Source organism: Lactobacillus bombicola (assembly GCF_900112665.1).
GTDB lineage: Bacteria > Bacillota > Bacilli > Lactobacillales > Lactobacillaceae > Lactobacillus > Lactobacillus bombicola.
Window position 1 is genome coordinate 132,944 of record NZ_FOMN01000004.1, and the last position, 16,379, is coordinate 149,322.

A 16,379-nucleotide genomic window follows, 5' to 3' on the forward strand; every position below is an offset into this window, starting at 1 on the left:
GTGAATTGTAATGAAAAACAGAATTAAAAAACATCTTTTAGATATTATTACTAAAGCTGAAAAGCCTCAGGGCTTTACTTTAATTGAAATGGTAGTAGTTATTGCAATTATTGTGATGCTATTAATTATAATTGCTCCTAATTTGACTAAGCAAAAAGAAAGTGCCAGTGAAAGAACTGATGATGCTTTTAAAACTACTTTACAAACACAAGTTAATCTTTATGAAGATGATAAAGATCGTAATGGTAAAGAAATAAATTTTAAAAATATGTTTGATGATGGCTATTTGACCAAGAAGCAACTTGATAAAGCTAAAAATTATGTGGTATCTAATGGTGTGGTTGAAAAGAATTCGAATTAGAAATAGCTTACCTGCTTTTACTATTGTTGAAATAATTATTACTTTGACTATAACTCTTACCTTAACTTTATTAGGAGTAGTTCAGCTCAAAGCCTATAATCAAAGATTGATTTTAGATAATACAACTAAGGAAGTTAAAAGCTCGATTGAACAAGCGGCACGAATTTCGACTATTCGGCATCAAGCCATTATTATTAGATATTATCCAGTATCCAAAAGTCTCATTTTAATTGGCAAAAAATATTACCGAGAACTAAAGGTTGCTAATGATATAGAAATATATAATCTGGCTTTATTGCAAATATCACCCAATGGCTCGCTACCAGCTCACACAATAACGATTACAAACCATAAAAATACTAGAAGAATTAAGTTACAAATGACTTGGGGGCGGCCAATCGATGATACTTAATAAGCTAAAAGGTTTTTTAATGGCTGAAGGTATAACCGCCTTAGCTATTGCCATTGCTGGTGTATCATTAATGGCGCTAGTTATAGGGGAAGGTCGAAGCATAGAACAAAGGATGGAGTTAAAAACTGATCGAGCCTATGCCTGGCATATTTTAAAAAAACTCGATCTAAAGGAAGTTAAAGTTCATGATCGAGTTTATGAATTGCGAGGTGCTAGTAGTGTATATGATAAGACAAGCCAAGAAACTTATCTTGTCAAAAAATAAAGGCTTTGTATTAGCTGAGGCCATGTTTGCTGTTATAATCACACTTTTAATAGTCTTGGTTTTACAAAATTTATTAAAAACTATCATGCTTTCTGATAAGGCTGACCATAAAACTGATAATGTGGTTTTTGCTTATGTTCAATTTAATCGTTTTTTACATGATGATGATACGAAACTAGCCTATCCTTTTCCAGAAATATCGACTTCTAGGCAAGCTGGGATAGTAAAGGTTGATCATGATAATAAATCAAAGATATATAAATTGAATTTTTATAAAAATATGGTACGTGTCACTACTCCAGATGGTGGTCATATGCCACTTTTACTTGAAGTTAAAAAAGCTAATTTTGTTACCACGAATAATCACATTAAAATAAGCATTACAGAAAAAGATAATCGTAGTACAGAAATATATTTTAAATTAGATGCTAAATCAAAAATAAAAGAAAGAGGAGACAAAAAAATTGAAAGTAAAAGCCAGTACCTTGCTCAGTAGTGTTTTTGTCTTAGCAACTTGTTTACTTTTTATTCGCTTTTATCAGGATATATATCATGATAGCATGCAAAATGATTTATTATTAATTGAATACTTGGTAAATAACTGATTTACTTGCGCTTGTTGCCTTCATTCTATTAAAATGGATAAAAGATAAGGGGAATAAGTGATGAATAATATTGAAGAGTTATTTGAAAATTTCTTAAATTGTGTAGAATACTTACAAAAAGCATTAAATGTATCTTTTGGTGAAGCTTTGACTGAAACCTTTGATAATCTTGAAAATAATCAAATTAAGGTTGAACTTGGCGCTCCGGATAAAGCGACTGTTGAAAAATTAAGCCAAAAGTATAAAAAGTTAAATTATGATAAGTTGTCACAGCAATTAAAGGTACAAGTATATATTTATTTAATACTCAAGGCAGTAAATGAAGATGCTTTAGATATTAATCAAATGCCAACACCACCAATAGTTGCAACGATAGTAGCAATGTTTATGCAAAAATTGCTGCCTGACAAAAAAATAACAATTGCTGATCCAGCAATTGGGACAGGAAATTTATTGTTTTCGGTAATTAACCAGTTAAAGCATGCAAATCATTCTAAGATGAACTATCACTTGCTGGGAATCGATAATGATGAAGAAATGCTTAGCTTTGCTGATATTGGTGCCCATTTAAATGGGCTTGACATCGAATTATACTGTCAAGATGCTTTAACGCCATGGTTATTTACCAATCCAGATGTTGTTGTAGCGGATTTGCCAATAGGGTATTATCCAATTGACGATAATGCTAATAATTTTGCTACTAAAGCGGAAAAGGGTCATTCGTTTGCTCATCTTTTATTTATTGAACAAATTATTAAAAATTTAAAAGCTGGTGGCTATGCTTTCCTCGTGGTTCCTAAAGCAATCCTTACTGGCAAAGGTGGCAGTGACTTTATGCCATGGCTATCAGATAAGGTCTTTTTAAGAGCAATTATTGAGTTGCCAGATAATGTATTCCAAAATAAGACAAATCAAAAATCGATTTTAGTGTTTCAAAATCATGGTAATAATGTTCAAAATAGTGAAGTTTTACTCACAAAATTGGACTCATTAAAAAAGGAAGAAGACTTAATAAAGCTTAATGTTAACCTAAATGAGTGGTATACTAAAAATATTCATTAATTTGTGAAAAAGTCAAAAGTATGTGTGTAGTGGAGGAATCTCATTTATGAAAAAAGTTTTAGCAATTAACTCAGGTAGTTCTTCATTCAAGTATAAGTTATTTGCCCTTCCCGAAGAACAAGTATTGGCGGAAGGAATTGCTGATAGAGTTGGCATTGAGGGCTCTTCTTTTGAAATTAAATTACCAAATGGCGAAAAGCATACTGATGAAGTCTCTATTCCGGATCAAGAGGCTGCAGTTAACTTGTTACTGGTAGCATTAAAGAAGTATCAAGTTGTTACTGATCTAGACGAGATTGTCGGTGTAGGGCATCGAATTGTTGCAGGTGGGGAAGATTTTCCTGATTCAGCCATAATTGATCAAGAAAAATTACAGAAAATCTATGATTTAAAAGAATATGCTCCCTTGCACAATGTTGCTGAAGGAAAAGGAATAGAAGCCTTCATGAAATTGCTTCCTAATGTCCCAGAAGTTGGCGTATTTGATACATCGTTCCATCAAACATTAGATTCAGTTCATTATATGTATTCACTTCCTTATAAGTATTATGAAAAATATGGCGTACGTAAATATGGTGCTCATGGTACGTCAGTAAGATATATTGTTGGTCGTGCTGCAGAGATGTTAAATAAAGATCGTGCAGATTTAAAATTAATTGTTTGTCATTTAGGGTCAGGAGCCTCTGTGACTGCTGTGAAAAATGGCAAGTCATATGATACTTCAATGGGCTTTACCCCGCTTGCAGGAGTTACTATGGGGACACGTTCAGGTGATGTTGATGCATCAGTTTTACAATACATAATGAATAAGGAAAATCTTGATATTAATCAGATGATTGATATTTTAAATGATAAATCGGGGTTATTAGGAATTTCTGAAATTTCTTCTGACATGCGTGACCTAGAAAATAATTCAGATGATAAAGCAAAGTTAGCTCGTGATATTTTTGTTAATAGAGTTAGACAATATGTTGGTTCATATATTACTGAAATGGAAGGTGTTGACGCAATTATCTTTACCGCTGGAGTAGGTGAACACGATGCTGGCGTTAGAGAGAAAATAATGCAGTCATTTGAATTTATGGGTTTAGATCCTGATTATGAAGCAAACAAATCAAATGGTGAGAAGTTTATTTCAAAACCTGATTCAAAGATAAAAGCGCTAATTATTCCAACTGATGAAGAATTAATGATTGAACGTGATGTTGTTCGTTTAGCCCATTTGAATTAGGTACAATTTAATATATAATAAAAGTCGTTAATAATTTTTAATGGCTTTTTATTTTGATATATACATAGATAATAATATATTTATAAAAACCGATTAGTTTATGAATGATATAATTATGTCGGTATGGTAATTAACAATAATAATTTAATATAAGTATTATCATAATCAAAAGAATAAGGCTGATTAAGAAAAGCAGTCAAGAACTATTTAATGAAGAAAGTATAGGGAAAAATGATAAGACTAGTAGCAATTGACGTTGACGATACATTGTTGAATAGCCATGGAGTACTACTTGAATCAACTAAAACAGTTATTAAACGCGCAATTAGTCAACAAGTTAAAGTTGTTCTTTGTTCAGGTAGACCATTAGCTGGTGTTAAGCACTTTTTGGCTGAATTAGGAATTACTACAGATAATCAATATGTTATTACCTTTAACGGGGCTGTAATCGAATCAGTTACTGGGAGAAAATTAGCCGAATCTGGATTAGAATTTTCAACCTATAAAGAAATTGATCGATATTCTAATAAACACGATATTGCATATAATATTGTTGATGCTGATAGTCAAATTATTACGAGTAATCACAATGTTAGTTGGGTTACAGTTGTTCAAGCTTGGGAAAATCGAGCTGGGCTTTTAATTAGGACACCGACGGAATTAGGTGAAACTGCTCAGGTTATTAAAGCAGTGTTTGCTGATGAAAAAGACAAATTAGACCAAGTAGAAAAAGAAATAATCAAAAAATTTGGGCAAAAAAATTATGTTGTTCGGGCTGCTGATAATTTTTTAGAAGTAATGCATCAAGATGTTAATAAAGGTAATGCTTTGAAAATTTTATCAAAGAAATTAAATATTTCGGCAAATGAAATTATGGCAATTGGTGATGAACGTAATGATATACCAATGTTTAATTTTGCAGGTATTTCGGTAGTAATGGCTAATGGATCAGCAGCAGCTAAAGAATATGCAGACTATGTGACAGAATCAAACGATGAAAACGGCATTGAGCAAGCATTCAATAAATTTGTTTTATCTAAATAAATCTAACTATTAGCAGTTAATAAGATGTATGCTATAATAATAGTATCCTAAAGCGGGGGTGTTTTGGGATTCGACAGGCGTAGATTTGCATTAACTGCGGTTCGTAGGTCACGTCTACGTAAAAACGTCACAGTTTTATAACTGCAAATAAAGAAAATTCATACGCATTAGCTGCCTAATTTAGGCACATGTGTTGCTTTTTATCGGATTACTCACGTCTGGTATCAAGTATCAACTCAGTGAGTTACGTTTAACTACCTCATCTGAATAGTTAAGAAGAGTCATTGCAGATTAGCTAGCCCATTCTAGCCCTGTTATATGGCGTTTTGGACTAGTGAAGTTCAAATAATATAACTATAATCGTAGATGTTAGTGACAGGATGCGTTTGGACAGGAGTTCAATTCTCCTCACCTCCATTTTAAAAAGCTTGTAACCATTTATGTTACAAGCTTTTTCTGTGTGCAAATTCGTCCAATGTTCATTGACTTTTTAAATTTTATCACGACTGCTAACAATTTGTCTGGTTTTTGTTTGAGCGTATTAACATTAAGGCCAAGGAATAGGTCTTCTGTATGTAATATACAAAGCTTTTAAGCAACTGGTTTAATAATAGATTCTTAAAGGGTCTTTGTCTTAAATTATATTCTTACTTCATTAGGCTAAGCCTTCGCGGCTGAACCTTTTTACTTGCAAATTGCTACAGGAATATCAACTGACTTTTTTTGCTTTACCTATCTTAGACCAATGTAGCTTCTTGCACAGTCCAATTGTATAAAAAAATTCTAGTATCATAAGTCAAAATGCGATTTTATATGTTTTAATAAATATGTGTAGGTTATTACGATACTATCATTTTGCACGTAGGTAAATAAAAATTTGTTTTTTATTTACAACTGCCAAGCTGGTCATCAGAATCAGTTTTTTGTATGATTGCTTTGAGGTGAATAAAGTGAAAAAATTTTATCAAAAAAACAAATGGTTAATATTAGCTTTATGTACTTTTATAACAATCCCAGGTATTTTATTTTTAATTATTGGTAATTTAAAGCAGAGAACAGATTGGCTCAGCTTTTGGGGTTCATATCTTGGCAGTATAATTACAATTGCTTTTGCGTACATTAACACACAAGTCAGTAGTAAAGAGCAATCTGAAAATCTAAAATTACAGTTAGAGCAAAGTAAACAAAATGACTTAGACAATGCCATTAAACTTGATCGGATGAAAAGATTATTTTCTTTAATTGATTATTCCGATATAGTAAATCAAGAATTCAAAAGCGCAAAAATTCAAGCAGTGATAAATACCAAAAGAACAAGTTATGCTAAATTAGAGTTTGATAAAATTAAAAAAATAGTGACAGATTTAGATTTTTTTGTGCAAAAGGCAAATAACATTTTTTATATAACAGATTTTGAAAATAACATTGATTTAAAAGATATTAATAAAGACTTACTAAATTTTAAAGTAAATGATTTATTATTGATTGAATTTATTGAATCTAAAATACCAAAAAAAGCAACAGAAAAACTTGATGTTAAAAATAGGCAACATCTAAAAAAAATCAGCCAACATATTAATAAATTAGATTCAGACTATGATATTTTAGATAAAGAAATAAGAAAAGTATATAAACAAGAAACGCTGATAAATAAGGATTAATAAGTAAATAAAGTGGATTGCAAGTTTTAAAGTAGATTTTTTAAAAATAATCTTTTAAAGTTTTTACTAAAATATCTTTTTGTCAACTATTAATGGTTATAAACTGTATACATGTAAAATGTTATTTATTTTTAATCTTTAAATTATAAATAATAGTTTTAAATTTTTGAAATAAAAGTTTACACTTAAAGTATGAGGTGATTATAGATGGAAGCAATTTTTTTAAATCCATATTTTAGACCCAAAATTTGGGGTGGACGCAAATTAGAGACAATTTTTGATTATGACATTCCTAACGGAAAAGTTGGTGAAGCTTGGGTTATATCAGGTTATAAAAATAACGCTTCGACTGTGATTAATGGTAAGTTTAAGGGGCAAAGTTTACGTGCTGTATATCATGAGCATCCTGACCTTTTTGGAAATCCACAGAATAAGGAATTTCCCCTTTTGGTTAAATTTTTAGATGCAAATGATAATTTATCTGTACAAGTCCACCCTAATAATGACTATGCTAGGCAAGTTGAAGGGGATAGTGGTAAAACAGAAAGTTGGTATGTTCTGCAAGCTGATCCAGGTGCTTATTTGATTTATGGTCATACTGCTAAGACACGTGCAGAGCTTGCGGATATGATTCACAATGAAAATTGGGACCAGCTGCTGTGCAAAGTTCCAGTTAAAGCGGGCGATTTTTTCTATGTACCTTCGGGAACGATTCATGCCTTAACCAAAGGAATTATGGTAATTGAAACACAACAATCAAGCGATGTGACTTATCGCTTATATGATTATGATCGTGTTGACCAAAAATCAGGTAAAAAGCGGGAACTACATACACAAAAGTCAATTGATGTTACAACAGTACCTCATATTAATCCTAAACTTGATATTAAAGTCGCTAATGATCAAGATGCAGAAATTAAAACTTTAGTTGCACCACCAGTTTCACCATATTTTTATTTATGGCAAATAAATTTAAATGGAAGTTGGACAAGTAATCTTAAAGGCCATCCTTATTTATTAGTAACAGTTATCGCGGGAACAGGACAGCTTGTACTAGATGATAAAAAGTATGATTTATCTATGGGTAGTAATTTAATTATTCCCAATAAAACAGCTTCATTTACTTTTGCAGGTAAAATGAAAATGGTGCTTTCTGCTCCTGGAAAAGAAATTTAATTCTTAACAAAGAAAGGACAAAAAGTATGATTTATGTCGCATGCGGCTCAATTACACTAGTTATAGGTATACTTTGGTTAATTTCTCCAGCAAAACGACCTAACCCTTTTTACGGTTATTTTTCATACTTGTCACAAGTCAATAAAGCTAGTTTTCGTTTTGCTCAAAAAAAAGCCAGTATGTTTTTTATTATATTTGGTGTAGCACAAACCATATTTGGTCTGGGAATACATTTTTTAAATTTGGATAGGTATTTTTTTGTTTGGTTACTTACCTTTTATTTTTTTCCATTGTTTTCCATTATTTTAACGGAGAAGAGTGTAAAAAACTTTTTACTTAAGCGTCATGAATTACCTTCAGATTATATAGATCCTGATCAAGTAAAAAGTAAGAAAACTAAAGGATTCAAAAAATAGAATGAAACTGAAAATTTTAATGGTTGAAGACGATAAGTCGCTTTCAGAAATGATGTGCATGTTTTTTGAAAAAGAAGGTTGGAAAGTTGATGTTGCCTTTGATGGTGAGCAAGCCGTTAACCAGTTTAAGCAAGATCCAAATAAATATGATTTAATTACTTTGGATTTAAATTTGCCAAAGAAAGACGGTATTCAAGTTGCCAAAGAAATTCGTGCGATTTCAACACGTATACCAATTATTATGTTGACTGCAAGAAATAGTGAAGAAGATCAAATTTTAGGTCTTGGCGTTGGTGCAGATGATTATGTATCAAAGCCCTTTAGTCCGTTGGCTTTGATTGCACGAATAAAGGCATTGTTGCGTAGGATAAAGATTGAAGATAATCCTAAACTCAATAAACCGACTCAGCTTTATCAGGCTTTTGATATTGAGACAACACACATGAAAATTTCAAAAAGTAGACGTGAGGTTTTATTTGATGGTCAAGCTGTAGCTAATATTACGCCTAAAGAATTCTCGTTACTTTTTACAATGGCACAAAAGCCTAAGCAAGTTTTTGCACGTGGGCAGTTGCTGGAATTGGTTTGGGGTTATGATTATTTTGGTGAGGAGCGGACAGTTGATGCTCATATTAAAAAATTGCGCCAAAAATTAGAAAAAGTTGGAGCTAATGTCATTCAGACTGTCTGGGGTGTTGGCTACAAATTTGATGATTCACAGGTTTAGATATGAAGTTGTTATATCAACACATGCTTAGTTTTTTGTTGATTATTTTGACTATAGTTTCCATTATTGGTTATTCTGAAATAAATTACGTATCTAATCAATCCTATGTTCAAAATTATCAGCGAATGGAAGATTATGCGTCATCGTTGGGCTCATTAGCTGTAACTGATAAAACAGATGGTACACTAATACTTAATTCTGGATTTTTGGATCAGTTACAGTTTGTTTTACATAATGATGATCTCAATTTGCGTGTTTTTAATGCGCGTGGAGAGCAGATATATCCAGAAAAAAAGAAAAACTTGCATCTGGCAGAAGATGTTTGTGCCATCCTTAATCAAGGCCAAGAAATTTATATCAAAAATAATAACGATTCTCATACTTATGTTGGTAATACTAAGAACGCATATACTGGTATTCTTAAACCCTGGATGAATAAGGGGAAAATGATTGGTGCAATTTGGATTGGAAGTAAAATAAAGAGTGTGGAACAGCCAATTGTGATGGCTAAACATAATTTAATTAATGCACTTGTCATTGCACTGTGTGTGGGTCTGCTATTAAGTCTAGTATTTTCTTATTATTCAACCAGTAAGATTAAGCGATTATCGACAGCAACCAAAAAAGTAGCGTCTGGAAATTTTGATGTTCAGATTAATTATTATGGTAACGATGAGATTGATCAATTAGCTGCTAATTTTAATCAAATGGTTAGAACGCTTAGGAAGTCTAACGAAGAAATTAAAAGTCAAGAAAAACGGCGTGATCAATTTATGGCGGATGCAGCACACGAAATGCGAACACCGCTTACGACGATTAATGGTATTTTAGAGGGTTTACAGTATAATGCGATTCCTGAACAATCACGCTCTAAATCAATTGCGCTCATGCGTCGTGAAACTGAACGCTTGATACGTCTAGTTAATGAGAATTTAGATTTTGAAAAAATTAGAAATAATCAAATTAGTTTAGCCAAAGTAAACTTTAATGTACAGCCACTTTTGCAAGAAGTTGCTGATGAATTAAAACAAAATGTTAAAAAAGAAAAAGATGAAATCAAAATTATTGTCCCTACGGATTTGCCAATTTTTGCTGATCAAGATAGATTTCGACAGATAATGATGAATTTAGTCCAAAATGCAATTCAATTTACCCATCAGGGCAAAATTTTGATTAAAGGGTACCGTATCCAGCATGCAACGCAGATAATTGTTAAAGATAATGGTATTGGAATGAACGATGAGCAGATGAAGTACATTTTTGAGCGTTTCTTTAAAGCTGATCCTTCCCGTGCTCGTCTAGGAATTGGTGAATCAGGACTTGGTTTGTCGATTGTTTTATCATTGATTAAACAACACGGTGGGAAAATAAGTGTTAAGTCTAAGCCGCACGAGGGGACATGCTTTACAGTCACTATTTTTGATAAAGGATATGAACAATATATTACAATTAAGTGATTGCAAAAATTATTTAAAAAATTGAAGAAAAAAACTGTTAATTGACGTTTAAATAAGCCTAAGTTCTGAATCTATTTAGTTTCAGAAGATATTAAAACGTAATTAACAGTTTTTTATTTTGGTGCGATTAACTTGTTTAAGTGGTACTAAGTAATAATTACTTTTTATAGTATTTATTTGATTTACTATTTTTCTCGGTTAGATGATTGCCACTTACAGATTCTGGCACCTGTGAAATTTCTGCTTGTCGCTCTTTAAGTTCAGGGGCATCTGTTTCATATAAATTAGTAGTAGTTTTATGCTTTTTAGTAATTAAGGCAGTAGATTTAGTTCCTAGTATTTCAAGTAGTCCTTCCATTTGTTGAAAATTAGTTAGGTAGTTAAAATTATTAACTTCAACTGGCTTAAACCCATTAGGAGTATAAAAGCGCAATAGGTTATGGTTGTTTAGTAAATCAGAGTATTTCAATGAATTTTTACTTTTTTTAGTTAGTAGCGCAATTTCTGATTTTTCTTGATTAGTAAAATTAATTATTTGCTTTCCAGTTGCTCGCTCATAAACAGATCCTTTAATTCCTTTACCACCTAAAATAATATATTTTTGGCTAATAATTGTACCGTTGCGAAATACAATCCATGGCTTATAACCTGGTGCTAGGAGGTCGCTACCAAATTGAAGGTAATCATGATTCGAAATACCTAATAAATGAAGCAAAGTAGGTAGTACATCAATTTCACCAGCCACTTTGTTATGTATGCCTCCTTTTAAATTTGTTGCATGAATCATAAACGGTACTCGTTGCATTTGCACGTTATTATAGTTATTCCAAGTATCAGAACTTTCACCAATTATCGGGGCAAGAATTTCATTTTCAGAATTGGTAAGACCATAGTGATCGCCGTAGATTACCACCATTGTTTTATCGATTAAACCTGATTTTTTAAGATAATTAAAAAATTCACGTACAGCTTGGTCCAGATAATGGGCAGTTTCAAAATAATTATTAATTGATTTATCACTAGTTTGAACAGTTTTGAAAGTAGGATCTAAATCTTCATCATCCATTTCAAAAGGCGTGTGGTTGGTTACGGTAATGAATTTTGTATAAAAGGGCTGTTGCATCCGCTCAAGATACTTTATGCTTTCAGCAAACATGACTTTATCTTTAATACCATAACCAATATGGTCATTTTTTTCATGACTAAAATAATTTTGATCAAAAAAGTAGTTGTAGCCCATGTTTTTGTATACATCATCACGGTTCCAAAATGAGCCAACATTACCGTGAAAAACGGCAGAAGTATATTGGCCATTTTGCCGTAAAATTTGGGGTGCAGCTTGGAATGTATTTGAACTGCCTAATGCTGTGAATAGAGAACCATCAGAAATACCATAAGTGCTTGTTTCCAACATGTTTTCTGCATCACTAGTTCGACCAATTCCAACCTGATGATAAAAATTATTAAAACTAAGTGTATGCCGATTATGATAAATTGAATTAAGAAAGGGCGTGACTTCTTTGCCATTAATTTTTAAATCAATTAAGAATTGTTGAAAACTTTCTAGGTGAATTACAATCACATTTTTATTTTTTTCTTTGCCAAAATATAGATTGCTTTTAGGCAATTGATTTTTCTTAGTAAAAGAAATTATTTTATTTAAGTCAGAAGTATTTGCATTACGATTAACTTGTTCGGTTTGCTCATTTTTAATACCATCATAAACGGTGAAAGTATCAATTCCTAAATATTTAACAATGTAAGAACGATCAAAAGTGGTTCTTAGAAGACGAGGACGTGATGATTCTGCTAAGAAGATATTTAGGACTAAGATTAACGCGCCTAAACTAGTAATGGTAAAAGGTGTGAGCAAGTCGTAAGACTTTTGGTCAATTTTAATTTTACGCATTACTAGTAAAAGAATAACTATAATTAAGTCTAACCAGAGTAGTAAATCTGTTGGTTCCAGTAGTGCTACTGCACTTTTTCCTAAACCTGGGGCAACTTTTCCAGAATTAATGATAGTTTTGACGGTAATAAAATCTGAAAACTGGCGATAATTTAAAATATTGGCAAAAAGCAAGCCAGTATTAGCAAAATCCATTAGAAGCATCATGCAATAAGACATAATCGGTTTAGAAAAGTAAAAACCAATATTAATTAAAATAATTGCAGTACCAATAGGACTGAGCCACATGATGACGTGTTGATAAGGGTCAGCAAGCCCCAAATTAAAGTCATGATAAATGGCAAAGATATATTTTAGGGTATATAAAATTATTAGTAAGCAAAAAAAGCCAGTACGCTTTTGGATAAAATTGATTAAATACTTTTTTTTCAAATTTAATTCTCCTTAATTAGTTATTTTAAAAGTTTCTCCCCTTTTAGACAATCTTTTCTGCATTGTTAAGTTCTTTTTTAAGAATTATTTGTTCTAATTTGAGTATAATTTAATTAAATATAATTTTAGGAATTGACTGAGACATGATTTTTTTAGGACCGTTATACAGCACATTAGTTCATTATTTTGCAATGAAAATAAATCATTTTGCACTGATTAAGCTTACCATGGTAGCACTTGATAAGACTATTTTTTATTTTTTGCTCTTTGTTATCATCCGCTTATTATGGCTCAAGTTGTTTGGCAATCTGAGATCAATAAAAGTTGAAGTTGCTATATGGTTATTTGCCTTTTATATTATCTTATTATTAATGTTAACAACATTTCGGAAGACTTATTTTCCCTGGGAAATAAAATTCAACCTTAGGCGGCCACTAAGTGATATTAATCTGATCTTTTTACGCGAAACATGGAAATTGATATATGCCAAAAGTCATATTGATTTTATTTATAATTTTTTGGGAAATATATTTTGTTTTATTCCATTTGGATTTTTAGCGCCGATTATATTTAGAAAAAAACAAACTTTTAGGCAAATTTTTTTATTAGGAATTACTCTATCAATTGCTATCGAAAGCTTACAATTTTTGCTTGGAACAGGTATTAGTGATATTGATGACGTATTTTTCAATAGTTGTGGTGCAGCAATTGGGTATTTGATTTACTGGTTATTTATCTAATTAATCAAAACTATAAAACTATTAAAAAGAACTGGTATTTATAAAATAAGATTGCTAAAATATTCTTGTGAAATAGATATTTAAATCAGTAAGGGAAGCGTATTTAATATGAGTATAGTTAAATTTGACAGTACAAAGTTAACACCTTTTGTTCATGACAACGAACTAAATGAAATGCAGGCGATGGTCGATGCAGCTAACAAGCAATTACAAGAAGGCACTGGTGCAGGAAGCGACTTTTTAGGTTGGGTTAATTTACCAGTTGACTACGATAAAGATGAATTTGATCGAATTAAGCAAGCGGCGCAAAGAATTCAAAACAACTCTGAAGTTTTAATTTGTATAGGTATTGGTGGCTCATACCTTGGCGCTCAAGCAGCGATTGAATTTTTAAATAGCGCTTTTTATGGTAAGGGTAAAGAAAAATACCCAACTGTGGTTTTTTGTGGTAATTCACTTTCAGGCTCATATTTACACGATTTAATTGCTTGGCTTGGTGACAAAGACTTTAGTATTAATGTAATCTCTAAGTCAGGTACTACTACTGAACCTGCAGTTGCCTTTAGAATTTTTAAAGAAAAGTTAATTGCTAAGTATGGTAAAGAAGAAGCAACTAAACGAATTTTTGCTACAACTGATCGTGCTAAAGGGGCATTAAAAACAGAAGCTGATGCTGAAGGCTATGAGGAATTTGTTGTTCCAGATGACATTGGTGGTCGTTTTAGTGTTTTATCAGCTGTTGGATTATTGCCAATTGCAGTTTCAGGTGCTGATATTGATCAATTAATGCAAGGCGCAGCTGATGCAAAAAGTGCTTATCAAGATACCGATTTGACTAAGGATAGTCCTTACCAATATGCGGCTTTACGTAATATTTTATATCGTAAAGGTTATACCACAGAAATTGTTGAGAATTATGAACCCAGTTTAAGAATGTTTAGCGAGTGGTGTAAGCAATTAATGGGTGAATCGGAAGGTAAAGATAATAAAGGAATTTGGCCAGCAAGTGCCAACTTTACTACTGATTTGCATTCACTTGGCCAATACATTCAAGAAGGATTGCGCAATTTATTTGAAACGGTAATTAGGGTCGAAAATCCGACTAATGACGTTGCGATTCCTTCAGACGAGAATAATTTAGATCAATTAAACTTTTTAGCTGGTAAGAGTTTGAATTATGTTAATGAACGAGCATATGAAGGTGTGGTCTTGGCTCATACTGATGGTGGTGTACCGGTTATGACGGTTAATATTACTGATCAAACTGAACACACATTAGGCTACCTTATTTACTTCTTTGAATTAGCGATTGCAATTTCAGGTTATTTAAATGGTATTAATCCATTCAGTCAACCTGGGGTTGAAGCATACAAGCGAAACATGTTTGGCTTATTAAACAAGCCAGGTTATGAAGAATTACATGATGATTTAACTGTACGTTTTAACGCAGAAAAGTAATTTAATCAAATATTTTATATAAAGTGATACCCTCCAAGTTGAAAACTTGGAGGGTATTTATATGATATTATTATAAATTTAATTAAATATTTTTTAATAATATTATAGACTTTTTAATTTATCATGATAAAATACTAAATAATAATTTTAAAGGAGTAATAAAATGAGAAAAATTAAAAGTAACTTTGTTTGTCAGTTGATGTGAATTTGATAGATAATTTATATGCGAAGGAGTACTCAGATGAATAGTATGAGCAAAAATAATAATTTATCTGCTAAAACTTTTTTTAATAATGTCTTAGCTGGAACGGCAACTGGAATTATTGTTGGTTTAATTCCTAATGCAGTGGTTAACGCTATTTTAAAATTATTTGGGCAAAATACAATTACGATAGGAATTAATCAGGCATTGTTGATTTTTCAATGTGCAACACCACTTTTAATTGGTGCTTTAATTGCGATTCAGTTTAAACTGGCTCCTTTAGATGTTGCTATTGTTGCTGGAGCAGCCTATGTTGGTTCTGGTGTAACTAAATTTGTACCGCAAATTGTTAATCCTGCTACCAAAGCTTCAGGAGCTCTAATTACTGCTGGCACAGGTGATTTAATTAATACAATGATTACTGCTAGCCTAGCGGTAGCCCTGCTGTTACTTGTGGGTGAGCGAATGGGTTCTGTAAAAATTGTTGCTGCCCCAATTTTGATTGGCGGTGGTGTAAGCTGGCTTGGCTTATTAATCTTGCCTTATGTCAGTAAAATCACCACTTGGCTTGGTTCGGTCATTAATTCCTTTACAAATTTACAACCACTTTTAATGTGCATTTTGATTGCTTGTATGTTTTCAGTTTTAATTATTTCTCCTATTTCAACTGTAGCAATTGGAATGGCAATTCAGCTCAATGGGATGTCGGCAGGAGCTGCTGCTATGGGGGTAGCTGCAACAACTATCGTTTTAGTAGTTCATTCTTGGCGTACTAATAAGTCAGGTATTACTATAGCGGTTGCGCTAGGAGCAATGAAGATGATGATGCCCAATTTATTTAGACACCCAATTATTTTAGTACCAACGTTAATTACTGCAATTATTTCTGCTATTCCCGTTGCTCTATTTCAAATTAATGGTACTCCAGCATCAGCGGGTTTTGGCTTGGTTGGTCTGGTCGGTCCGCTTGCCTCAATGAATGCGGGTAAAGCCAGTATAAATGCAGTCATGGTAATGATTTGTTGGCTTATTATACCGGCACTTGTAGCGATTATTTGTCGGTTCGTTTTTGAAAAAGTATTTCATCTTTATGATGAAAAAGTCGTATTTGCCTATTTGGGTGAATAGAATTAATAAATACAAACCTATACAAAAAATACTCTTAAGTTACTATACTTGTAACTTAGGAGTATTTTTGTTATTTAATTATAAAGTAATTGA

Annotated in this window: 16 protein-coding genes and 1 other RNA gene; 16 read left to right on the forward strand and 1 reads right to left on the reverse strand. The window is 32.0% G+C overall.

Annotated features, from left to right (window positions below):
- The first annotated feature begins 10 nt into the window (after positions 1-10).
- The 13 genes from comGC (at position 11) to BM203_RS04780 (ending at position 10,417) form a co-directional block, all read left to right on the forward strand.
- Positions 11-361: a competence type IV pilus major pilin ComGC gene (gene comGC / locus BM203_RS04720; protein ID WP_090093163.1), complete on the forward strand. Its 351-nt coding sequence runs from the start codon at positions 11-13 to the stop codon at positions 359-361.
- Positions 333-773 carry a hypothetical protein gene (locus BM203_RS04725; RefSeq protein WP_090093165.1) on the forward strand — a complete coding sequence of 147 codons (441 nt, stop codon included), beginning with the start codon at positions 333-335 and terminating at the stop codon, positions 771-773. The genes comGC and BM203_RS04725 overlap by 29 nt, the downstream gene beginning before the upstream one ends.
- Complete coding sequence (locus BM203_RS04730; RefSeq protein WP_090093167.1) at positions 763-1,038, forward strand: hypothetical protein; 276 nt, start codon at positions 763-765, stop codon at positions 1,036-1,038. The genes BM203_RS04725 and BM203_RS04730 overlap by 11 nt, the downstream gene beginning before the upstream one ends.
- Positions 1,025-1,534 carry a ComGF family competence protein gene (locus BM203_RS04735; protein ID WP_159428289.1) on the forward strand — a complete coding sequence of 170 codons (510 nt, stop codon included), beginning with the start codon at positions 1,025-1,027 and terminating at the stop codon, positions 1,532-1,534. The genes BM203_RS04730 and BM203_RS04735 overlap by 14 nt, the downstream gene beginning before the upstream one ends.
- A gap of 169 nt (positions 1,535-1,703) precedes the next feature.
- Complete coding sequence (locus BM203_RS04740; RefSeq protein WP_090093170.1) at positions 1,704-2,705, forward strand: class I SAM-dependent methyltransferase; 1,002 nt, start codon at positions 1,704-1,706, stop codon at positions 2,703-2,705.
- A 46-nt stretch (positions 2,706-2,751) separates the two neighbouring features.
- The gene (locus BM203_RS04745; protein WP_090093172.1) at positions 2,752-3,936 is read left to right on the forward strand and encodes an acetate/propionate family kinase; all 1,185 of its coding nucleotides are present in this window, start codon (positions 2,752-2,754) and stop codon (positions 3,934-3,936) included.
- A 231-nt stretch (positions 3,937-4,167) separates the two neighbouring features.
- Complete coding sequence (locus BM203_RS04750; protein ID WP_090093174.1) at positions 4,168-4,980, forward strand: Cof-type HAD-IIB family hydrolase; 813 nt, start codon at positions 4,168-4,170, stop codon at positions 4,978-4,980.
- Positions 4,981-5,034: 54 nt separating this feature from the next.
- Positions 5,035-5,400: a transfer-messenger RNA gene (gene ssrA, locus BM203_RS04755) on the forward strand.
- A 530-nt stretch (positions 5,401-5,930) separates the two neighbouring features.
- Positions 5,931-6,641 (forward strand): hypothetical protein, encoded by a 711-nt coding sequence (locus tag BM203_RS04760; RefSeq protein ID WP_090093175.1) that lies wholly within the window; start codon positions 5,931-5,933, stop codon positions 6,639-6,641.
- 207 nt (positions 6,642-6,848) lie between these two features.
- Complete coding sequence (locus BM203_RS04765) at positions 6,849-7,817, forward strand: type I phosphomannose isomerase catalytic subunit (RefSeq protein WP_090093177.1); 969 nt, start codon at positions 6,849-6,851, stop codon at positions 7,815-7,817.
- A gap of 26 nt (positions 7,818-7,843) precedes the next feature.
- Positions 7,844-8,233, forward strand: coding sequence for an SdpI family protein (locus tag BM203_RS04770; protein WP_090093179.1), 390 nt, complete (start codon positions 7,844-7,846; stop codon positions 8,231-8,233).
- A 1-nt stretch (position 8,234) separates the two neighbouring features.
- Positions 8,235-8,960: a response regulator transcription factor gene (locus BM203_RS04775; protein WP_165777852.1), complete on the forward strand. Its 726-nt coding sequence runs from the start codon at positions 8,235-8,237 to the stop codon at positions 8,958-8,960.
- A 2-nt stretch (positions 8,961-8,962) separates the two neighbouring features.
- Positions 8,963-10,417, forward strand: coding sequence for a sensor histidine kinase (locus BM203_RS04780; RefSeq protein ID WP_090093180.1), 1,455 nt, complete (start codon positions 8,963-8,965; stop codon positions 10,415-10,417).
- Between the two features lie 157 nt (positions 10,418-10,574).
- On the opposite strand, the gene BM203_RS04785 is transcribed toward BM203_RS04780, so the two are convergent.
- Positions 10,575-12,758, reverse strand: a complete 2,184-nt coding sequence (locus BM203_RS04785) for an LTA synthase family protein (protein WP_090093182.1) — start codon at positions 12,756-12,758, stop codon at positions 10,575-10,577.
- Positions 12,759-12,901: 143 nt separating this feature from the next.
- On the opposite strand from BM203_RS04785, the gene BM203_RS04790 reads away from it, so the two are divergent.
- From BM203_RS04790 to BM203_RS04800, 3 genes are all read left to right on the forward strand, one after another.
- Entirely contained in the window at positions 12,902-13,498 is a 597-nt protein-coding gene (locus tag BM203_RS04790) for a VanZ family protein (RefSeq protein ID WP_090093184.1), read from the forward strand.
- A 108-nt stretch (positions 13,499-13,606) separates the two neighbouring features.
- Positions 13,607-14,956: a glucose-6-phosphate isomerase gene (locus tag BM203_RS04795; protein WP_090093185.1), complete on the forward strand. Its 1,350-nt coding sequence runs from the start codon at positions 13,607-13,609 to the stop codon at positions 14,954-14,956.
- A 250-nt stretch (positions 14,957-15,206) separates the two neighbouring features.
- Positions 15,207-16,286: a PTS sugar transporter subunit IIC gene (locus BM203_RS04800; RefSeq protein WP_090093254.1), complete on the forward strand. Its 1,080-nt coding sequence runs from the start codon at positions 15,207-15,209 to the stop codon at positions 16,284-16,286.
- Positions 16,287-16,379: the final 93 nt, after the last annotated feature.